Annotated in this window: 15 protein-coding genes; 7 read left to right on the top strand and 8 right to left on the bottom strand. The window is 68.4% G+C overall.

The window, feature by feature from the left end:
* Nucleotides 1–24 precede the first annotated feature (24 nt).
* Nucleotides 25–1,446: a sensor histidine kinase gene (locus NB3_RS16950; protein ID WP_067803822.1), complete on the top strand. Its 1,422-nt coding sequence runs from the start codon at nucleotides 25–27 to the stop codon at nucleotides 1,444–1,446.
* Nucleotides 1,446–2,378 carry a TAXI family TRAP transporter solute-binding subunit gene (locus tag NB3_RS16945; RefSeq protein WP_067803818.1) on the top strand — a complete coding sequence of 311 codons (933 nt, stop codon included), beginning with the start codon at nucleotides 1,446–1,448 and terminating at the stop codon, nucleotides 2,376–2,378. Before NB3_RS16950 ends, NB3_RS16945 begins: the two co-directional genes overlap by 1 nt.
* A 4-nt stretch (nucleotides 2,379–2,382) precedes the next feature.
* Here the strand turns inward: NB3_RS16945 and NB3_RS16940 are convergent, their stop codons facing one another.
* Complete coding sequence (locus NB3_RS16940) at nucleotides 2,383–2,706, bottom strand: metal-sensitive transcriptional regulator (RefSeq protein ID WP_067803816.1); 324 nt, start codon at nucleotides 2,704–2,706, stop codon at nucleotides 2,383–2,385.
* 210 nt (nucleotides 2,707–2,916) lie between these two features.
* Between NB3_RS16940 and NB3_RS16935 the strand changes: the two genes are divergently transcribed.
* Nucleotides 2,917–3,726, top strand: coding sequence for an S-methyl-5'-thioadenosine phosphorylase (locus tag NB3_RS16935; protein WP_067803814.1), 810 nt, complete (start codon nucleotides 2,917–2,919; stop codon nucleotides 3,724–3,726).
* Between the two features lie 161 nt (nucleotides 3,727–3,887).
* Here the strand turns inward: NB3_RS16935 and NB3_RS16930 are convergent, their stop codons facing one another.
* The gene (locus NB3_RS16930; RefSeq protein WP_067803812.1) at nucleotides 3,888–4,730 is read right to left on the bottom strand and encodes an NAD(P)H-binding protein; all 843 of its coding nucleotides are present in this window, start codon (nucleotides 4,728–4,730) and stop codon (nucleotides 3,888–3,890) included.
* 570 nt (nucleotides 4,731–5,300) lie between these two features.
* Here NB3_RS16930 and NB3_RS16925 point away from each other — a divergent pair.
* The gene (locus tag NB3_RS16925) at nucleotides 5,301–5,861 is read left to right on the top strand and encodes an NADPH-dependent FMN reductase (RefSeq protein ID WP_067803809.1); all 561 of its coding nucleotides are present in this window, start codon (nucleotides 5,301–5,303) and stop codon (nucleotides 5,859–5,861) included.
* Between the two features lie 208 nt (nucleotides 5,862–6,069).
* Here the strand turns inward: NB3_RS16925 and eccE are convergent, their stop codons facing one another.
* A complete protein-coding gene (gene eccE, locus NB3_RS16920) occupies nucleotides 6,070–7,713 on the bottom strand; it encodes a type VII secretion protein EccE (protein WP_067803806.1) in 1,644 nt (547 codons plus the stop codon).
* 112 nt (nucleotides 7,714–7,825) lie between these two features.
* On the opposite strand from eccE, the gene eccB reads away from it, so the two are divergent.
* Complete coding sequence (gene eccB, locus NB3_RS16915; protein WP_084486305.1) at nucleotides 7,826–9,319, top strand: type VII secretion protein EccB; 1,494 nt, start codon at nucleotides 7,826–7,828, stop codon at nucleotides 9,317–9,319.
* 529 nt (nucleotides 9,320–9,848) lie between these two features.
* Here eccB and mycP read toward each other — a convergent pair.
* Nucleotides 9,849–11,315, bottom strand: a complete 1,467-nt coding sequence (gene mycP / locus NB3_RS16910) for a type VII secretion-associated serine protease mycosin (protein WP_067803800.1) — start codon at nucleotides 11,313–11,315, stop codon at nucleotides 9,849–9,851.
* Between the two features lie 10 nt (nucleotides 11,316–11,325).
* Nucleotides 11,326–12,792: a type VII secretion integral membrane protein EccD gene (gene eccD, locus NB3_RS16905; RefSeq protein ID WP_067803797.1), complete on the bottom strand. Its 1,467-nt coding sequence runs from the start codon at nucleotides 12,790–12,792 to the stop codon at nucleotides 11,326–11,328.
* A gap of 170 nt (nucleotides 12,793–12,962) precedes the next feature.
* Between eccD and eccCa the strand changes: the two genes are divergently transcribed.
* On the top strand, nucleotides 12,963–16,994 hold the full coding sequence (gene eccCa, locus NB3_RS16900) for a type VII secretion protein EccCa (RefSeq protein WP_067803794.1): 4,032 nt from the start codon (nucleotides 12,963–12,965) through the stop codon (nucleotides 16,992–16,994).
* On the top strand, nucleotides 16,994–18,421 hold the full coding sequence (locus NB3_RS16895) for a type VII secretion-associated protein (protein ID WP_157111830.1): 1,428 nt from the start codon (nucleotides 16,994–16,996) through the stop codon (nucleotides 18,419–18,421). The genes eccCa and NB3_RS16895 overlap by 1 nt, the downstream gene beginning before the upstream one ends.
* A gap of 101 nt (nucleotides 18,422–18,522) precedes the next feature.
* Here NB3_RS16895 and NB3_RS16890 read toward each other — a convergent pair whose 3' ends face one another.
* The 3 genes from NB3_RS16890 to NB3_RS16880 all read right to left on the bottom strand — a co-directional run bounded on the left by NB3_RS16890 (nucleotide 18,523) and on the right by NB3_RS16880 (nucleotide 21,129).
* Complete coding sequence (locus tag NB3_RS16890; RefSeq protein ID WP_039795677.1) at nucleotides 18,523–18,825, bottom strand: WXG100 family type VII secretion target; 303 nt, start codon at nucleotides 18,823–18,825, stop codon at nucleotides 18,523–18,525.
* Between the two features lie 36 nt (nucleotides 18,826–18,861).
* Nucleotides 18,862–19,179, bottom strand: a complete 318-nt coding sequence (locus tag NB3_RS35595) for a WXG100 family type VII secretion target (RefSeq protein ID WP_039795679.1) — start codon at nucleotides 19,177–19,179, stop codon at nucleotides 18,862–18,864.
* A gap of 411 nt (nucleotides 19,180–19,590) precedes the next feature.
* Nucleotides 19,591–21,129 carry a serine/threonine-protein kinase gene (locus tag NB3_RS16880; RefSeq protein WP_067803915.1) on the bottom strand — a complete coding sequence of 513 codons (1,539 nt, stop codon included), beginning with the start codon at nucleotides 21,127–21,129 and terminating at the stop codon, nucleotides 19,591–19,593.
* Nucleotides 21,130–21,203 lie beyond the last annotated feature (74 nt).

The following is a 21,203-nucleotide window of genomic DNA, read 5'->3' as shown; positions in this document are numbered from 1 at the left end:
GGCCCGGCGGGCCGGAGGAGTGCGATGCGGCGTCGCTTGCTCGTCGCGCTGACGCTGTTCGCGGCCGTCGCGGTGCTGGGGTTCGCGGTGCCGCTGTCGCTGACCGTCGCCACCAGCCGCACCCAGCAGTTGGTGCTCGCCCGCTCCGGGGACGCCGATCGCTTCGCCACCCTCGCCGACGACGCGGTCACCGCGGGGGACAGCCGCGCGCTGGCCGACGAGGTGCTGCGCTATCACGAGCTGTACGGCGAGAACGTGCTCGTGGTCGACGCCAAGGGCGCGACGACGGTGAACGCGGGCGCGGACGTCGACGATCCCGGTATCGAGGCGGCGGTGGCGGCCGCGCGCCGTAACCAGCGCCCGCACGCGGTGGACAAGCTGACGCCGTGGGGCGCGCCGACCATGCTGGTGGCACGGCCGGTCGGCACCGGCGTGCAGGTGAACGGGGCCGTGGTGATCGAGGCGTCGACGGCCGGCGCCCGCGGTGACATCGGGCGGGCCTGGCTGGTGATCGTGCTCGGCGGCGTGGTCGCGATGGCGGTGTTCGTGCTGCTCGCGGTGACGATCGGCCGCTGGGTGCTGCGGCCGCTCGCGGCGCTGTCGCACGGTGTCGCGGAGTTGACCGCGACGCTGCCCAAGCCGCGCGCCGACACTGTCGCGCCGGTGTCGATCGCGGGCCGCTACGGCGGGCCGCCGGAGATGCGGGCGCTGGCGGAGTCCTTCGACGCCATGGCGCTGGCCGTGGCCGATTCGGCGGACGCGCAGCGCCAGCTGGTGGCCGACACCGCACACGCCATGCGCAATCCGCTGGCCGCTCTGACCATCCGCCTCGATTCCCTGGAATCCGCGATCCCGGCGAGCGCGGCGAATATCTTCCGCAGCGCGGGCGCCGAGGTCGAGCGGCTCACCGCGCTGCTCGACGGCCTGCTCAGCCTGGCTGTCGCCGAGACGCCCGCGGCCTTCGACCTCGCCCGCACCGCCGAGGACGACAACCAGTGCGATGCCGCGCAGGTGGTCGCCGACCGTTTCGACGCCTGGTACTCGGCATTCGAGGCGGCCGGGCAGGAATTGCGGATGGCGCCCGTGGCCGGGCACGCCGAGGTCGCGGTCCCGGCGGACGTTCTCGCGCAGATTCTCGACGTGCCGCTGAGCAACGCGACGCGTTACGCGGGCGCGGGCGCGCACATCGATCTGGTCGTCGCGACCGAGCCAGGCTGGGTCACCGTGGCCGTCCGCGACGACGGCGACGGTGTTCCCACCGCCGAGATCGATAAGCTGACCACCCGTTTCTTCCGGGGTTCGGCCGCGCGGGCCGGTGGCTCCGGGCTCGGCTTGCCGATCGCCGCGGCATTGGCGCAGGCGCGCGGCGGCGCGCTCACCGTGGCGGCGGTGCGTCCGCACGGTCTGGCGGTCTCGGTGCGCCTGCCCGCGGCGGAGGCACCCTGATGGACAGGCAGCCGATCGTCGGGCGCGGCATAGGTCGTCGCGGTTTCCTCGCCTTGGCCGTGGCGGCGGGCATCGCGGGTTGTGGGCCGGGCGGCGGGGGCGCCACCGTGCGGCTGGCGTCCGGCGAGGTCGGCGGCTTCTATCACGCCTTCGCCGGATTGCTCGGCCTGGCCGCCGCCGATACCGCGGATGTGCGGATCGAACGGGTGACCACCTCTGGATCGCAAGACAACCTGGCGTTGCTGGCGCGCGGGGCCGTCGATGCCGCGCTCGCCCTCGCCGATTCGGTGCGCGACAGCGCGGGCGAGGTGTTCGCGCTGGGCCGGGTGTACGAGAACTACTTGCAGTTGGTCGTGCGCGCGGACAGTCCGATCGGTTCGGTCGCGGACCTGCGCGGAACGCGGGTGAGCCTGGGCGCGGAGGGCTCGGGCGCGGCGTTGACCGGTGAACGCATCCTGCGCGTCGCGGGGCTCGACCCGAGCGCCGACGTCACGATCACCCATCGTCCCTTGGCGCAGGCGGTGGCCGCCTTGACGGCGGGCGAGGCGGATGCGCTGTTGTGGGCGGGCGGTGTGCCGACGGCGCGGCTGGCGATACCGAGCCGGATGCGTCTGGTGGACATGGGCGAACTGGCCGCGCCGATGCGGGAGCGGTTCGGGCCGGTGTACGACCGGGTCGCGATACCCGCCGACGCCTATCCGGGCGGGGTCTCGGTGCACACCATCGGGGTGGCGAATCTGCTGCTCGCCGCGGGCGGCATGGCCGAGGAGGTGGCCGCCGCCATCGTGGAACTGCTGGTGTGGCATGCCGACGCGCTGGTGCCCACCGAGGCGGCGGGCACCCAGTTCCTCGACGGCCGGTCGCTGATCAGCACCGGCCCGATTCCGCTGCATCCCGGCGCGGCCGCGGTCTATCGCCGCTGGCACGGCTAGCTCGTCAGGAACGGACCAAGCGGGCGATGGCGTCGGTGGCTTCCTTGATCTTGGCTTCGGCCTCAGGGCCGCCCGCGACGGCCGCGTCCACCACGCAGTGGCTGATGTGGTCCTCGAGCAGGCCCATCGCCACCGCTTGCAAGGCTTTGGTCATCGCGGAGACCTGGGTGAGGATGTCGATGCAGTATTTCTCCTCCTCGACCATCCGCTGCAACCCGCGCGCCTGGCCCTCGATGCGCCGCAGCCGCTTGAGGTAATCGTCCTTGGCGGTGATGTAGCCGTGCCCGGCGTGGTCGGCCGCCGTGTGGTCGTGGGGGGAAGCTGCCACCGATGTCTCCTCGCTGCCTGCCGGTCGCCGCAACCGGCTCAATACCCCCCTAGGGTACAGCTCGCGGGGCGTCTTGTCAGGTCGGGGCCATTCGACGCGGCGGGTTCTTCCTCGGTCGCCATGGTCGGTGTCCCCTCGTGCGCCGCCACGAAAGCAGGGTAACGCGGATCCCGGCGCGCGACGGCCGTCGCGGGACGAGACAATTGGGGTATGAGTTCGCACCCTCGGCCCACGCTCGCCGTCATCGGCGGCAGCGGCTTCTACGATTTCTTCGACAACGAGGCGACCATCGTCGAGGTCGAGACCCCTTATGGCGCACCGAGCGCGGGCATCGCCGTCGGAGAGGTGGAAGGGCGGCCGGTGGCGTTCCTGCCTCGCCACGGCAAGAACCACGAATTCGCTCCGCACACCTTGCCGTACCGGGCCAACTTGTGGGCGCTGCGCTCGCTGGGCGTGCGCCGGATCTTCGCGCCCTGCGCCGTCGGCAGCCTGCGCGCGGACTGGGGGCCCGGCACGGTCGCGGTGCCGGATCAGCTGGTCGACCGGACCTCCGGCCGCCCGCAGACCTACTTCGACGGCGGCGGCATCCACGTGTCCTTCGCCGACCCGTACTGCGAGGAACTGCGCGCCGCCGCCATCAAGGCCGAGTCCGACGAGCTGCACATGATGCACGCGGCCACGATGGTCGTGGTCGAGGGACCGCGTTTCTCCACCCGCGCCGAGAGCCGGTGGTTCGCCGCACAGGGCTGGGAGCTGGTGAACATGACCGGCCACCCCGAGGCGGTGCTCGCTCGCGAACTCGAGATGTGCTACGCCGCCGTCGCGCTCGTCACCGATCTGGACGCCGGTCTGGAGGAGGGCGAGGGAGTGCGCGCCGTCGACGTCTTCGCCGAGTTCAAACGCAATCTGGTGCCCTTCAAAGAACTCATCCGCCGCGCGGTGGCCGCGGTGGACGGCACCGACACCTGTGACCGGTGCCGAGTCCACGCGGGAGCGTCGCTGCCGTTCGAACTGCCCTGAGTCCTTATCCGAGGGTGGGCCACCGCAGCGGGCGCCCGCTGCGGTGAAGCCCGCCGAGTCGGTGACGCCCGGCGTTCCCGCGCGGACCGCGGAAAGGGCGGAACGACCGCGCCGGGCACGGCCGAGTAGTCGGCCACCGAACTCGGATGGCCGGATGTCGCTCAGCTCGGCCTCGGCGCGAACGCCTCGGCGTGAGCCGTTGCCCACTGCTCGAAAGTGCGCGGAGGTCGGCCGGTCACCTGCTCGACGGTCGGATAGAGCGTCGCCTCGTCCAACGTGCCCTCGACGAAGAAGCTGAGAAACGCGTCCACGTACTCCCGCGGCATGGTGGCCGCCAACTCGGCCTCGGTCTCCTGGTCGTCGAGCTCGTGCGCCACCAGCGGCCGGTTCAGCACCGCGGCGAGTACCGCGACCTGCTCCGCCGGTCGCAGTGCCTGCGGGCCGGTGAGCTCGAGCACTCGCCCTTGCAGCCCGTCCCGGGTGAGCGCGGCGGCGGCGACCGCCGCGATGTCGGCGGGGTCGATCGCGCCGACTCGGACACCGGGGAATTGCACACGGACGACGTCGCCCGCGGCGAGCTGCGGCAACCAGCGCAGCGCGTTCGACATGAACGACCGCGGCCGCAGGAAAGTCCAGCTCAGCTCGGATGCGCGCACCGCGTCCTCGGACAGCGTCATGTAGCGCGAGACGGCGTTGTCCATGTCGCGCAGCGCGGCGGAGCCGCCGGAGAGCAGCGCGACCCGGCGGACCCCAGCCTTGTTCGCGAGGTTCAGTAGCCCCGGCAAGTCGTTGTAGCCGGGGAGCAGGAACATGCCGTCCACGCCGTCGAGCGCGTCGGCCAGCGTCTCCGGGCGGTTCAGATCACCGGTGACGGCCTCGGCGCCGGGTGGGAGCACCGCCTTGGCCGGATCGCGCACCAGCGCTCGCACCTGCTCGCCCGATTCGCTGAGGGTCCATACCAGTTCCGCGCCGACATTGCCGGTGGCGCCGGTTACCAAGATCATTTCGTCTCCGTGTTTGTTTGGCCGCGACTGCGTCGCGGCGTATTCGCGGCCCTCTGATGGCTCGCGTGTGCGCGACCGCCGCTTGCTCCTTCGTCGCGGACGCGGCGGCCGCGCACACGCGAGCCGGGCCGCGAACGGCGGATGCTCGGTCTCGCTTCGCTCGAAAGACGTGGTTGCGGGGCGCTGGGCGCGTCGGTAGCGGGACTCAGCACCAGGCGCGCAGTGGAGGTGGACGGTGTGCGGCTTGCCACGGCGGTCGCTTGCCCCTTCGTCGCTTACGCGGCGGTCTGCCCGGACGCGAGCCGGGCCGCGAACGGCGGATGCTGGTGCGTGTAGGCCATGCCTTCCGTATCCAGTGCTTGCCGTCCAGTGTTGTTTCGGCAGCGTTGGCTTCGGTTGTGACGTCGGATCGAATTGCGGTAGCTCGAATGGGTTGTCTTGTCGGCCTCAGAGTATCCAGTGCTCTCGGGTCGGGCGCTCGTCAACGGCGGGAAGTCGTCGCTGAGTTTCCCGATGCTGCGGAGCGCGCCGGTACGCGGTTGCCGTCAGGTCCCGCGTTAGGCTCGCGCGGTGGAAACCCCGTTGCGGCTCGAGGTCATCGTGGCCAGTGTGCGTCCGGAGCGGTTCGCGCCGGTGGTCGCGGAATGGTTCCTGCGTACGGTGCGTGCGTGGCCCGAATTCGACACGGGCGTCATCGATCTCGCGCACACTCCGTTGCCGCTCGAGCTCACCGAGAACGAGGAGACCGCCGCCTATCGCGCGCGACTGCGGGACGCCGACGCGTTCGTCGTCGTCACCTCGGAGTACAACCACGGCTATCCGGCGTCGCTGAAGACGGCTTTCGACACCGCGAAGCACGAATGGCGCGCGAAACCCATCGCGTTCGTCTCCTACGGCGGCCTTTCCGGCGGTCTGCGTGCGGTGGAGCAGTTGCGCCAGGTGGTCGCGGAGATCCATATGGTGTCGGTTCGCGAGACGGTCAGCTTCCACCAGGCCAAGAAGCGGTTCGACGAGACGGGCGAGACCCGCGACGGCGCCGCCATCGACGCGGCGGAACGCATGCTGCGTCAATTGGCTTGGTGGGCGCGCACTTTGCGAGCTGCGAGGACAACCGATCCGTACCCGGGCTAACGCTGCCTGAGCGCAGGAGGGGTGAGGGGGGTCTTGACGCCCGCGCCGGAATCGGTATCAGTGTGCGGACGACCTGCGCTTCTGACGCTCAGCACCGGGCCGCCGATTGCGCGGGGCCGGTGCGCGCCCAGTTCTACGGCTCAGCTTTTCGATTTCGGAGCCATCGAGCCGACGTCGGAACCGAGGTGAATCGAATTCTCATGCTGCGCTACTGCGGTTGCATCGCCCGTCGGCCGCGCGGCTGGCCGATGTAGGTGGCCTCACTGGGAATCGATACCAGCGTGAGGTCGACCTGTGCCGTGCCGGTGCGCAGCACCACGTGGTTGCCGATCGCGCCGGGCTGGTGGATGGCCAGGTCGGGACGGCTCGCGGGCCAGCCCATCGGATCGCCCGTCACGTAGATGGTGGTGACGCCGGCGTGCGGGGCGGGCGCGAGCACCCCGTCCACCACCGTCGCGGTGAAACCCGCGTCCGACTGGTGGGTTTCGACCGCGATGGTCAAGCGCTCGGGATTGCCGATGGTGGTGACCAGGTTCTCCCACGCCCGCGCCCGGTCGGTGCGGATGAGGATCCGTTCGCCGACCGCGAGCGCCCGGAAGACCAGCTGCTGCGCCAGATACAGCTCACCGGCGACGTACACCGTCGAGATGCCCGCGCCGACGATGCGGACCGCGACGCCGTTGCCTTCGTCATCCGAGCCGATCAGCTGGCCGCAACCGGACGAAGGAAGGTGCAAGTCGTCGACGATATCGATGAGGTGCTCGATCATCGGAATGGTGTCGTCCACACCGGGAACGGCCAGCGGCAGATGCGCCAGCAGGCCGTCGCGGTGGCGTCCGTTCATCGAGATCATGCCCGGCAGCTGGGAACGCTCCGGCAGCTCGCGTGCGGTCAGCCGCCAGGCCGCACCGATGCTCACCGAGTCGGCGGAACTACCGGGGCGCAGCCGCACCGCCACCGTGGTTCCGCGCGACGGCGCCACCCAGAGCTGGGCGAGCAGGTCGGATTCGAGTCGCTTGGGGTCGAGTGCGCTGCCGATGTTCACGCTGTTGCCGATTTCGGCGTAACGCCAGCTGTGTTCGAGCGTGCGCGGATCGTAGCCGCCGGTGATCTGCAGGACCGCCTTGCGGATCTCCGGCGCGGTGAGGATGCGGGCATTGCAATCGGCGTCCTCGAGCGTGCGCATGATGCGCTGGGTGGCGATGGTGACCGCGCGCGACGCTCCTTCCGCACCACCGCCGCGCCGGGCCGCCGCCTCCGGGCAGGCGACCGCGTCGAAGCTGATCGCCAGCCACACCGTGCGGTGCGCGGTCGCGGGCAGCGGGCCGAGCAGCGATTCGTAGATCTTGCCCGCGGGAGTGCCGGAACGGCTGCGATGCCCGTGGCTGACGATGTCGATGCCGCTGAGCAGGATGTCGTGCTGGTTCAGGCATTTCGCCAGCTCGGACAAGGGAAGCAGATGCGAGGCGTGCACCGTGGTGCGAGCGATCCTGGTCAGGCCGCCGGGCGGGGGCAGCACCTCCACCACCGTCACCACGCGGCTGCCGTCCCAGTAGAGGCCGAGCGAACGTCCGTCGGCGCCGCGGAAGTCGACGGTGTCACCGAGTTCGTAGTCACGATGGGTGAGGTAGCGCCACCACGTGGCGACCCAGTCCAGCAAAGTGCGTCCGGCGACGGGAATCAGCGGAATCAGCGCGACGACCACCGCGACGCCGAGCGCGGGAAGTCCCGGCAGGCCGGCCGACAGCGCGACGACTCCGGCGAGCAGCCCGATGAGCTGGGCGACCAGCAGGTTCCGCATCGAGATGCGCCCGAAAAGCGGTCGTGGTCCCGCGCCTGCCGGTTCCGCCATCGTCGTCCCCCAAGTACCCGATATCGGCCGGTTCGCCGCGGCCGAGCTGAACAAGAGTCCCCGGGAACTGTACTGTGTTCGGCGAACGTGAGCACTGTTCGGGGGAGGAATAATGCCTTCAAAACCCACCACTCGCTGGCAGGTCAGCGGCTACCGCTTTCTGGTCCGGCGGATGGAGCACGCCTTGGTGCGCCGGGACGTGCGAATGCTGCACGACCCCATGCGTTCCCAGTCCCGCGCCTACGCGGCCGGACTGATCCTGGCGTGTGTCGCACTGGCGGGTTGCGGCGTGCTCGCGTTGCTGCGCCCGCAGGGCAAGATCGGCGACGACAACAAGATCCTGATCGGCAAGGACTCCGGCGCCGTCTACGTGGTGATCGACGACGTGGTGCACCCGGCCCTCAACCTCGCCTCCGCCCGCCTGGCCGCGGGTGAGGCCGCCAAGCCCGCCACCGTGAAGGAATCCGAGCTCGGAAAGAAGCCGCGCGGCCAATTGATCGGCATCCCAGGCGCTCCCGCCTCGCTGCCCTTCGACAAGGAGGGCAAGGGGCGCGCTTGGACGGTGTGTGATTCGTTGAAGACCGACGGCACCGATGACCGCAGCACCTCCGTTCTCGTCGGCGATCTGGAACTCGGCGACAAGGCGTCGGCGATGGGCAAGGACAAGGCGCTGCTGGTGAAGGGTAAGGACGCGACTTACCTCATCTGGAACAAGACGCGCGCTCGCGTGGATATGAGTGAACCGGCGGTCACCGGACCGTTGGGGATCCGTGGCATGACGCCGCGCCCGATCAGTGAAGGTCTGCTGAACGCGATTCCAGAGGTGGACGCGATCGTGCCGCCGAAGATCGATGATCCGGGTGGGCAGCCGTCCGGCTACTCGATCAACGGCCTGCGGATCGGCACCGTCGTGCAGATGACCGGCAAGTCGAACCAGAACTTCGTCATCCTGCACGACGGTTTGCAGCCCATCAGTGCATTCACAGCCGAAGTCATCCGCAGTTCCCAACGCAACCCGGATCACGGCGCCGCCATCGGCGACTACGAGGCGAACAATGCGCCGCCTTCGAAAGCGCTGAAGGTCGACTCCTACCCCGATGTCGCGCCGACCGTCATCGAGCCCAAGGCGCGACCAGTGAGCTGCTTGTCCTGGAAGCCCATCCCGGGAGTCGCGGGCAATGCCGACGTTGCCCTGCGTGCGGAACTCACTGTCATCGATGGCAGCGACCTGCCGATGTCCAGCAGCGCCAAGCTGGTTCCGCTCGCCCAAGCCGATGGCAAGGGGGACAAGGTGGACTCCGTGTACTTCAAACCGGGCTCCGGCGCCTTCGTCCAGAGCACCGGCATCGAACCGGACAGTCGACGTAAGGACAGCATGTTCTACATCGCCGACACCGGTGTCCGCTTCGGTATCAAGGACGTCGAGGCCGCGAAAGCGCTCGGCATGGACAAGGAATCGGGCGTGACGCCGGAACCCGCCCCTTGGCCGATCATCGGTCTGCTCGCAAGCGGCCCAACCCTGAGCCGCGAGGCGGCCATGATCGCCCACGACGGCGTCGCTCCGGATTCCGCTCCCGCGAAGCAGCCGGTGGCCTCGGCGAAATGATCGACTGGCGGAGGTTGGCACCTCCACCACATCTGTGACCCAGATTACTTAGCCGATTTTTTGTCAGACGGGAACCGAAGCCGATCACGTGACGTCCAATCCCCTGACGGACAGCAACTGCCGATCACGTTCGTCGCCGATGGCCGCACAGCAGATGCTGGACGGCGGATCAGGGAAGGGGTTTCGTATGAATAGAGGGGTTTCGGCACTGGCATCGTTCGCCGCCTCAGTTGCCGTTGTCGGGGGTGTCTGTGCGCTCAATGCGGGACAGGCGTACGCGGACCCGATCGCCAAATACAGCAGCCCGGACGCATGCGAGAAGGAAGCGGCGAAGCGAAACGCCGAATACCGGCGTAGTAACGAGGGTTCGACTGCGCCCGGGGTTACTTTCTACTGCGAGCCGTGGGAATGGGTGGAGACCAAATCGTGGGGCTTGTTCTGGAGGCCCAATTCTTAACCGTGATCACGTCCTGTGATTCGAACGGCTGTAGGCCCGTCGTATGACGGGCCTACAGCCGGGTCCAGCGGGTCACTCGTCTTCGCGGACGCCGAATCGGCGGCGGATCGGAAAGGAGGCGAGCATGCCCAGCACCAGTAGTACCGCGACGCTGCCGCTGCCGATAAACGCTACGTTTCGTGCGCGATGGTCGGGCGGTGGAGCCGGCGACGGAACCCGCAATTGCACGCTCGAAGCTGCTGCGGGTCGCTTCGGCGGAAGCGTTTTAGGTACTTCGGCGGTCAAGGCGGCGACCGGATCCACAGCGCCATAGCCGATGTAGGGATTCCATCCCTCCGCAGGGGCATGGGCGGTCGCTTCGATGCGCTTGATGACCTCCAGCGCACTCAGCTCCGGGAAACGGGCTCGCACCAGGGCAGCTACCCCGGAAACCAACGGGGTCGCAAAACTGGTGCCCTGAATCGGACCGAGCTTCCCCGACTGCTGCACGCTGCCCAGTTGAACCGCGGTTCCTTTGCTGTTCGGATCATTGAACAGTGGGTCGAGGGAGGTGATGTTCTCGCCGGGCGCCGCCACACCAAGCCATGGTCCGGGCACTGTGAAGGTGGACGGCTGCCCGTTCCCGTTGATGGAACCGACGGCGAGCACGTAGTCGTCATAGCGGGCGGGCGACACGTTCAGGTCGACTTTGGCCCACGGGTCCCCGGTGGGGTCGAGCGGATCGATGATCGCGTTGTTGCCCTTGCAGCTGTCAGCGCTTTCGCTGCTGTTACCTGCTGCCGCTACCACGACCACGTCCTTCTCGATCGCGGCGTACCGGACCGCGGCGCCGAGCTCGGTATCTTCAAAAGGCTCGGAGATCGGCTTGCACGCGACTTCGGAGATATTGATGACGGTTGCTCCCATGTCCGCCGCGCGACGGATCGCCGATGCCATGGTTCGAGTGGTGCCGTATCCCTGGGGCAGCGCATCCGGTCCTTTGTCCCGATTCGCTCCCTCCTGCTGGTACAGCCTGCTGGTCTGGCGGATCGTGAGAATTCGGGCCGCCGGTGCGACCCCGGAGAAGCCCTGGCCGTCGACCTCCGTCGCCGCGATCAGCCCCGCGACCAACGTTCCATGTGCATCGCAGTCCTCGGTTCCGTCACTATTGCTCACATAGTCGCCGCCCGCGATCAACCCAGGCAGGCGCGGATGGCGGGCGACGCCGGTGTCGATGACCGCCACGAGTTGACCTGCGCCCTTCGAGAATCCCCAGGCATGCTGCAGGTCGAGGGAGCGTTGCGCCTCGGGAATCGAGGGCCCGTTGCCTCCCGAGCCGGTACTGACGCAAGGGGTATTGGATGCCCGCTCGGTCTTGTCCGGTGGAGCGGCCGGCTCGCCCGCTGGCGGTGGCGTATTCGGGCTTACGGTGGGTTTCTCCGCTTGCGCAGGCGGGATTCCGGCCGTAGCGCCGACGGAGACGCCGAGCGCCAACACGCAGACTGCCGTGCCCAACCGAACCGCTCGGAAGCCACCGGCGATCAGCTGTTCGGAACTCATCGCTGCGAACTCACAGCCCGCGGACGATGGAGTAGAGGTCCGCCACCCAGAAGACCAGGGGCAGTACCGCGGCGACGAACGTGTACTCGAGCAGTTCCACGCCCCGGCGCATGGGCGGGGTGGCCGACTGGTTGGGGATGATGATGCCGAGGATCAGCGCGGCGACCAGGACCACCATGGCCGCGCCGAAGACGGCCAGCGGCTGGTGCATCGCGAAACCGGCGCCCACCAGCATGATCAGCACGATGCCCGCGCCACCGGCGATGAGAACGACGGCCTGTTCCGCGCCCGCGTAGGTGCGACTGCGGAACATCAGCACCACCGCGCAGACCAGGGCGAGCGCGATGCCGGGCCAGTACGGGTCGTCGGACGCCGGGTCGGTGGCGCCGAGCGCGCCGATGACGGTGACCAGCGTGGTCGCCGCGACCAGGCCCGCGAGGTACATACGAGCCCGTTCCGACTTCACCCGCAGCACCTCCATCGTGGGCAGTGCGCGGTGATCGTCGGGATCGTCCTCGGTCGGATCGATAGGGGTGCCCGGCGAAGGCACCGGCGGCAGCGGCAGTTTCGCCAGCAGCATGGACACGCGCGGCGCCAGGGACAGGCCGCCGAGGCCGAGCGCCGCCGCGCCCGCGCCGATCGCACGCTCCGGCTGGTCGGTGAGCAGGCCGACCAGCGCAGCCGGCACGGCGTAGGTGGCGAGCGCGGCGCCGCCGATGAACAACGCGAGCCCGACGCCGGTGACCCGCCACGCCAGGATCGCCGTCGCTCCGGCCAGGACCGATCCGAGCAGGATGTGCGCCCAGCCGTAATCGTCCGGCACGTAGAGCATGCCCGCGCTGAACGCGGCGGGCAGCGCGCAGCCGCCGAGCACCAGCGCGGTGCCGTTGTCGCTGTACATCCTGCTCAGCACCATCGCGGTGACGACGAGCAGGATCGCGACCACCAGCGCGATCGAGCCGCCGACCCCGGTCGGCAGCGAGCCGGGGGACAGCAGCAGCCCGAGACAGCCGACGATCATGGTGAGCGCCGCGAGCACGGAGCCGGTGATCCGCGCGACCCGAGGGGTCCAGCTGCGGTAATGGTCGGTGTCGGCGATCGCGACGTTGTACATGATGTCGTCGAACAGCGGAGTCGGCGCGGTGTGCGAGGCGCTCTCCAGCATCAGCAGTTCGCCGTCGCGGACGCCGTGCTCGCCGAGGCTGAGCGAGTTGGAGAACGGGGGATGGCCGATCCGGGCGAGCACCCATTCCGCGGGTTCGTAACGCTCGCCCTCGTTGTCGAAGTCGTTGGTGCGGCTGTGCTGGGCGACCATGTCGACCACGCTCGGAATCACCAGCGCGACCGGCACGTCGACCGGGATGGCCATGTCGACCTGTGTGTGCTTGGCCAGAATCGTCACCCGGGCGAGGTCGGGGGCGCGGACGATGCCCCGCGAGGATTCTTCGTCGATGTGGTCGAGCCGCGCGTGCGTCAAACTTCCCCCAACTCCGTCTTCTACCTAGTGATTCCACGGCACGGCGGGCCTGGGGCGAGCTTGCGAACCCTCGGTCCGGGCAGCAGAATGCTGGTCGAACTGTACGACATGTCGGCTGTGACCTCTACACTGAGGCCGAATCGCAGCTGGCCTAAGGGGGAATCTCGTCGATGAGCACTGTCCGCTTCCAGCGCCGTGCGCGCCGCGAGATGCCACGAACGCCCGGCGGCGAGGTCACGCTGCAGCCGCCGCCCGAAATCCCCCGGGTCACACCGGGAAATCTGGTGCTCAAACTCATGCCGGTCGTGATGGTGATCGGCATGGTCGGCATGATGGCCCTGATGTTCACCCAGGGTGGCGGCATCGCGTCCAACCCGATGAGCATGATGTTCCCGATCATGATGCTGTTCTCCATGGTCGGCATGTTCGCGGGCCAGGGCGGGGGCAAGGGGCAGAAGGCCGCCGAGGCCAACGAGGACCGCAAGGACTACCTTCGCTATCTCGACCAGGTCCGCAAGGACGTCAACGAGACCGCCGCCCAGCAGCGCGCTTCCGTCGAATGGAGTCACCCGGAGCCGGAACTGGTCTGGATGCTCGCAGGCACCAGCCGCATGTGGGAACGCCGCGCGGGGGACAAGGACTTCTGCCACGCCCGTATCGGTCTCGGCGGCCAGCGCTTGGCCACCAGGCTGGTTGCGCCGGAGACCGGTCCGGTCGAGGAGCTCGAACCGATCGCCGCGGTCTCCCTGCGCCGTTTCGTGCGCGCCCACTCGACCGTGCCGGATCTGCCGACCGCCATCGCGGTCAAGGGTTTCGCCACCATCGCGCTGGACGGCGACCGAGGCCAGGCGCGCGACATGACGCGCGCGATGCTGGTGCAGCTGTGCATGTTCCAGGCGCCGGACCAAGTGCTCGTCGCGGTCGTCTGCGGTCCGGACACCGCGCCGGAGTGGGAGTGGACCAAGTGGCTCCCGCACACCCAGCACCCCGACGCGCAGGACGGCATCGGCACCCAGCGCATGTTCTACGGCTCGATCCGGGAGGCGATGGCGGGGCTGCATCCGCTGCTCGGCAACCGGGTCAGGTACTCGCGCAACCAGCCCGCCAACGCGAACATGGTGCACATCGTCATCGTGGTCGACGGCGGTCTGCTGGAGGCCGAGGACGATCAGCTGCGCGAATCCGGCTACGAGGGCGTCACCATCATCGACCTGTGCGGCTACGCACCGCGTCTCGCGGTGTCGCGCGGCATCAAGATGATCGTCGAGAACGGCGAGTGCGTCGGCCGCGGCGCCACCGGCAATCAAGAGCGGTTCGCGCTGATCGATCGGATCAGCCCCGAGCAGGCGCAGCAGGTGGCGCGCAGGCTCGCCCCCTACCGTGCCGCCACCCAGCGCAGCAGCGACGCGGAGACCGACGACGCCGAGGTGATCTCGACCTGGGCGCAGCTGATGGGTCTCGGGGACATCGGTTCGTTCAACCCGGAGCACGCGTGGCGGCCGCGCTACGGACGGGAACGCCTGCGCGTCCCGTTCGGTGTCGGCGCCGACGGTCTTCCGGTGGAACTGGATATCAAGGAGGCCGCCGAGAACGGCATGGGCCCGCACGGTCTGTGCATCGGCGCCACCGGCTCCGGTAAATCGGAGTTCCTGCGCACCCTCGTGCTCAGCCTGCTGGCCACGCACTCGCCCGACCAGCTGAACCTGGTCCTGGTCGACTTCAAGGGCGGCGCGACGTTCCTCGGCCTGGAAGGTGTTCCGCATGTCGCGGCCGTCATCACGAACCTGGAGGAAGAGGCCGATCTCGTCGACCGCATGAAGGACGCACTGGCCGGTGAGATGAACCGCCGCCAGGAAGTGCTGCGGGCGGCGGGCAACTTCGCCAATGTCTTGGAGTACGAGAAGGCCAGGGCCGCGGGCGCCGATCTGGATCCGCTGCCCGCCCTGTTCGTGGTGCTCGACGAGTTCTCCGAACTGCTCACCCAGCACCCGGATTTCGCGGAGCTGTTCGTCATGATCGGCCGCCTCGGCCGCTCACTGCACGTGCATCTGCTGCTCGCCTCGCAGCGGTTGGAGGAAGGCAAGCTCAAGGGCCTCGAATCGCATCTTTCCTACCGCATCGGCCTGAAGACATTCTCCGCCAACGAATCTCGTCAGGTGCTCGGTGTGCCCGACGCCTACAACCTGCCGAACCACCCCGGTGGCGGCTACCTGAAGGCCGACTCCGGAGAGATCCAGCGCTTCCAGGCTTCCTATGTCTCCGGGCCATATGTCGGCGGAGGCTCGCAGCGTGACATGACCGTGGCGACCCAGTCCGGGGAAATCGATGTCAAAGCGCGGCCGTTCACCGCGACCCATGTCGACTTCCGGGCCGCGGACCGCGTTCCGCTGCCGCCCGAACCGAGCTCGGAACCGGAACAGGACGAGGACGGCGAGCAACTGTCCAACCTGAACATGCTGGTCTCCCGGATCCGCGGCCACGGCCGCCCGGCGCACGAGATCTGGTTGCCACCGCTGGACGAGGCGCCGACGCTCGACCAGCTCGTCCCACGCTCCATTCTCACCGGCGAGTACTCCGCGGTGTCCACGCTGCGTGCTCCGATCGGCATCGTCGACCGCCCGTACGACCAGCGGCGCGACCCGATGATCATCGACCTGTCCGGCGCCCGCGGCAATGTCGCCGTCGTCGGTGGCCCGCAGTCCGGGAAGTCGACGGCGCTGCGCACGCTCATCATGGCGATGTCGTTGACGCACACCGCCGAACAGGTGCAGTTCTACTGCCTCGACTTCGGCGGCGGCACCCTGGCGAGCCTGCAGGGGCTGCCGCACGTCGGCTCGGTGGCGAGCCGGTTGGACGAGGACCAGGTGCGGCGCACCATCGCGGAGATGACCACCATCGTCCGGCAGCGCGAGGCCCGCTTCCGCCAGCTCGGCATCGAATCGATGGCGGACTTCCGCAGGCTGCGCGCGATGGACCCGGCCGGCAGCCCGGGTGCTGCGGGCGCGCACGAGGACCCGTTCGGTGACGTCTTCCTGGTGATCGACGGTTTCAGCTCGATCCGCCAGGACTTCGAGATGCTCGAGCAGACCATCATGAATCTCGCCGTCCAGGGTCTGTCCTACGGCGTGCACGTGGTCATCGCGCTCAACCGCTGGGCGGAGGCGCGGCCCGCGCTCAAGGATCAGATCGGCACCAGGATCGAGTTGCGCCTGGGTGATCCGATGGACTCCGACCTGGGCCGTAAGTTCGCCTCCCTGGTTCCGCAGGGGCGGCCGGGTCGCGGTATGACCCCGGAGTGCCTGCACATGCTGACCGGTCTGCCTCGCATCGACGGCAGCTCCGATCCGACCGACCTCACGCACGCCGTCGCGGACGCGGTCGCCACCATCGCCAGGCTCACGCCGGGGCGTCATGCGCCGCAGGTTCGCATGCTGCCCGAGCAGCTTCCCCGCGAGCAACTGCTGTATCTGGCGGGCGATTGGCCGTCGCAGGTCGACCCGAACGCGAAATGCCTGCGTATCCCATTCGGCATCAACGAATCCGAACTCGCGCCGGTCTACATCGACTTCGTCGAGAGCCCGCACTTCATCATCATCGGTGACACCGAATCGGGAAAGACGACGCTGTTGCGCTCGCTGATCGAGGGCATCGCCGCGTCGAACACGCCCGATCAGGCCCGCTTCATCATCGGCGATTACCGGCGCGGCATGCTGGGCCTGGTCCCGGAGGGATATCTCGCGGGCTACGGCTCCACGGCGCCGCAGTTCACGCAGAACATGAACGACCTGGCCGCCTACGTCGGCAAGCGCACGCCGGGTCCGGACGTCACTCCGCAGCAGTTGCGGGATCGCTCGTGGTGGAGCGGACCGGAGCTGTACGTCATCGTCGACGATTACGACTTGGTCGCCACGTCCGCGGGCAATCCGGTCCAGGCGCTGCTCGAGCATCTGCCCCACGCCCGCGACCTCGGCTTCCACGTGATCATCGCCCGGCGTTCCGGCGGTGCGAGCAGGGCGATGTTCGAGGCGACGTTGGCGCGGATGCGCGATCTGGGCTCGGCGGGCCTCATCCTGAGCTGCAGCAAGGACGAGGGCGTCCTGATGGGCACCAAGCGACCGAGCCCGATGCCGCCGGGCCGAGGCACCTATGTCACTCGCAATGTCGAGGGCTTGATCCAGACGGCGTGGATGCCGTCGCCCTGATGTCCGAGGTCGAGCTCGTCGTCACCGAGGCGCGCATCTGGGCGCGTGGCGCCGACACGCACTGGGACGCGCCGCCGACGGTGGTGCTGGGCAGCAATGGCTTCGATCTCGTGGTGGGACAGTCGCTGACTCCGCCCACCCAGGTCGGTTCGGTGGTTCAGTTCGTGCCCGCCGACGCCATCGCGCTGCCACCGCGCACGCCGTCGGTGGTGGACGCGATGAGCGCCGTCTTCGCGACTGTGCTCGAGCAACTTCGCGTCGCGCCCCCCTGTGCCCGGATGACGTTGATCTGTCCGACCGAATGGGGCGCGGCCCGTCGCGGCGTGCTCGATCAGGCGGCGCGGCGCGTCGCCTCGGACGTCGTTTTCGAGGACATCGCGGTCCGGTCGGTCGCCTCGGACGAGGGCACCAGCCACAGCCGGCGAACGCTGGTGCTGGAGTTCGGCACGCTGGCCACCACGGCGTCGGCGGTCATCCGAAGCCATCGTGGCGTGCATATCGAATCCTGTGAGCACGAGCCGACGCTCGCGTTGGCCGAAATAGCCGACGCATCACCGGGCTTCGCCGAGCTGTGCAGCCTGATCACCCGAGTGCTCGAGAGCGGCCCGATCGACCTCGTGCAGGTGGTGGGTATCAGCGATCCCGGAAAAGTGGACTTGCTCCGCGGGGCGGTTCAGCAGGCCATAGGCGCCGATGTCGAACTGCGCCCGGTCGCCGGCCCCGATCTGGTCCGAGGGCGCGGGACCGAGCCACGCGAAGTGTCCACCGCGTCGACCGAGTGGATGCGACCGCTCCGTGAGCGCGCCGCAGCACGGCCGCCCCGGTACGGCGCGGCGCGTATCGCGCTCGCGGCGTCCGCGGCCGTGGTGATCGTCGCCTTGACGATCGCCGGCGCGATCGTCTTGGCCGGTCGCCGAGGAGACGAGACCACAGCGGCGCCCAGCTTGGAAGCGGTGTCGCCGACTGTCGCGTCGTCGCCGGGCGCCCCACCGGTCGAATCGGCACCTGAGGCTTTCGGCCGAATCCGCTTTCGGGTTCCTCCCGGCTGGCGCATCGCCCAGTCGCCTGATACGGGACGTGCCCGGGTCGATCTGGTGCCAGAGGTCGCGGCGCGGCAGCGGATCACGCTGATGCAGGCGCCGCTGACAGCGTCGTCCAGTTACGCCCAGGTCGCGGCGAAACTGGAAGCGCAGATGGCGCAGCGCCCGCCGGGAGTGCTGACCGACCTGCGGCAGGACGTCATGTTCGGTGGCCGTTCCGGTCTCGCCTATCTGGAGCATCCCGGAGACGGATCGACGGTCCACTGGCATGTCCTGCTGGAGTACGGGATTCAGATCAGCATCGGTTGCCAGTACGCGGGAGACGAATGGGCGCAATTGGAAGCCCCGTGCTCGCATTTCGGGGATACGGTCCGCGTCGTCCCCTGATGGGCGTGGCGGCGGGCGCCTGAAACAAACGCGCTGCGCGGCAGAATGATTCGAGCCCCCGGCACCGAGTACCGGGGGCTCGAATCAGCCGAGACGGGATCTCAGAAGAGGCCCGCCAGGGCGGTGTCGGTGCCCTGCAGGTCGGAGTTGCCGCTGCTGACCAGCTTGCCCGCGCTTTCCAGCGTGGTGTTCAGCTGGGTGACCTGCGTGTTCCACTGGGCCTGCAGCGAGGCGAACGCGTCGTTCGCGTCACCCTTCCAGTAGTTGGTCACGAAGTCGGTGACCTGCTTGTGGAAATCTTCGAGCATGGTCATGACGCTGCGCGCCTCGGCCACGATGGCCTGGGCGCCCGCCTCGACCTCGCCGAAGTTAGAAGCAATCCGACCGGGGTCGTTCGCTACCATGGGGAGCTCCTTGTTGTCTGTGGTTCGGCTGTCGGATCAGGGAAGGTCCAGGCTGGAGGCCTGCGCGGCCACCTGCTGGGCGAACTGCTGGTCCTGGTCGGCGAACTTCCGGCCGGCGTGGGCGAGCTTGTCCGACGTCTGATCCAGCTGATCGTTCAGCTTCCGCGCCTGGGCGAAGTAGCTGTCCATGAACGTGTCGAACGCCTGACGGGCAGCACCGCTCCAGGTGGCGGTGGTCTGATCCGACTTGCTGTTCAGTGCGGTGATCGCGGTCTGCAGATCCTGGTGCCGCTGCCGGCAGTTGTCTACAAACTTCGAGATCGCCTCTTCGCTCGCTTCGAGCTGTCCTGCCATTTCGGCTCCTTTCGGGTTCCCGTCTCGGCCAACGGCGGAAGCCCCAGTTGGCCTGTACATCTGGTTGGACGCGGTGCGGGTCTGATCGGTTCCATCCGACTCGAGAAAAATTCGGCATCGCCCCACGGGATCAGGGCCCTGCGCCGCCTCAGCCCGGCTCGTCCGTAGATTTCGGCGGCCGCGCACGGGCCTGCTCGGAAGACCACGATGCGATCCGGGTCTGCATGACTTGTAACGCCAGCGCTCGGCTCCCCTCCTTCCCCCTGCTCGCTGCTGTAATGATCGGCGAGTGGGCTGGCTGCGGTACACCTTACCGAACGCCTAAGTCCGCCGCTACCAGCAGATTGCCGAAAGCCGGTGGTCTCGGAACTCGAAAAGCCTACGAACCCTTGCCTTCACCGGACGGCCGCGTCACTTCACGCGGTTGCGCAGCACCGGCACCAAGCGGTCGAGCAATGTCTGCTGGGACGACTCGCTCCATTCGCGGACCGCGGCGACGGCCGCGGGATCGTCCAGCGGAATCACCGTGGCCCGGGTACCCGCGACCTGGTACGGAAGGCCGAGCAGACCACCGCCCCCAGCTTTTTCGTCGCTGCGCACGGCCAGCACATAGCCATCCGCCGCGACTTCCAGCCGGTTGGATCCGGTCAGCTCGCGAGGCGATGCCTCCTCGCCTTGCCGCCGGTAGTTGAGGTTGTAGACGAACCCGAGATCTTCCAGGAACTCGGTCTGCGGGGTGCCGCCGAGAAAGATCGAGATCTGTGCACCGCGCGGCACGTCGACCATCGTGATCGTCTTGCCCCGGAACACGGGGTTGTCCGCCCGTGCCCGGTCCAGCGGCGACAGGGCTGCCGTGCTGCTCGGCGTGGCGACGGCGGGTCCGGGTGCGGGCTCTTCGCGGTTCAGCGCCCAAATGCCGACGCCCGCGGCGAGCGCGACGGTCACCACACCCGCGGCGGCGGCGAGCAGCCGGTTCTTGCGCGTTGGCCGTGGTGGGACGCTCGGCTGCTGCCCGGCGACGGCCGCGCGGGGATCGGTCCTCGGCCGCTGATCGAAGACCTGGATCGGATACGTGGGGGAAGTGTTGGTGGCGACGGGGTTGTAGCCGGGAACGAGGGCACTCGCCGCCGCGTCGGTGAACTCCCGGCAGCTGTTGAACCTTTCGGCGGGATTCTTCGCCATAGCTCGGGCGAAAACGTGGTCGATGGCCTGGGGCAGGCCGGGGTTGACCGCGGTGGCCAGCGGCGGGGGCTCGTGCAGATGCCCCATCATCACCAGCGCGGGCTGGGTTCCCGGGTAAGGATTGCGCGCGGTGAGCAACTTGAAGAACGAGCACGCGAGGCTGTAGACGTCGGCGCGATGGTCGAGCGGGCTGCCGGTGAGCTGCTCGGGCGGTGCGTAGGCGATGGTCGCGACGAAACTGCCGGTCTGCGTGAGTTCGGTGGTGTCGTCATTGGCTTTGGCCACGCCGAAATCCGTCAGCAGCACGCGTTCTTCTTCGCCGTCGACAGGTGTGGACAGCAGGAAATTGGCCGGTTTGACGTCGCGGTGCAGCAGACCTTTGCGGTGCGCGTAATCGAGCCCTTTGCCGACTTCGGTGGTGATGCGCAGGGCGCGAAGCGGATTCATCGCATGCGTGTCGCGGGCCAGTTCGGCGGCGGCATCGGTGCCGTCCACGTATTGCATGGCGATCCACAACTGGCCTTGTTCTTCACCGCGGTTGTAGACCGAGACGATGTTCGGATGATCCAGTCCGGCGGCCAGATTGGCTTCGCGTTCGAAGCGGGTGCGGAACTCGTAATCGCGACTGAGTTCGCCGCCGAGCACTTTCAGGGCGTCGGTTCTGGGCAAGCTGGGATGTTTGGCCAGATACACCGTGCCCATGCCGCCCGCGCCGAGTACACGGATGATGCGGTACCCGCCGACGATGGTCCCCGGGCTCATCGCCATATGCACGATCTCCTGACTCCACGCGGGCCGCTGGCGTTCGCCAGGCAGCATACTCGACCGGATTCGCGACGAAA

This window comes from Nocardia beijingensis NBRC 16342 (genome assembly GCF_001612785.1).
In the GTDB taxonomy this organism is placed as follows: domain Bacteria; phylum Actinomycetota; class Actinomycetes; order Mycobacteriales; family Mycobacteriaceae; genus Nocardia; species Nocardia beijingensis.
This window is presented reverse-complemented; position numbering and strand designations above follow the sequence as displayed.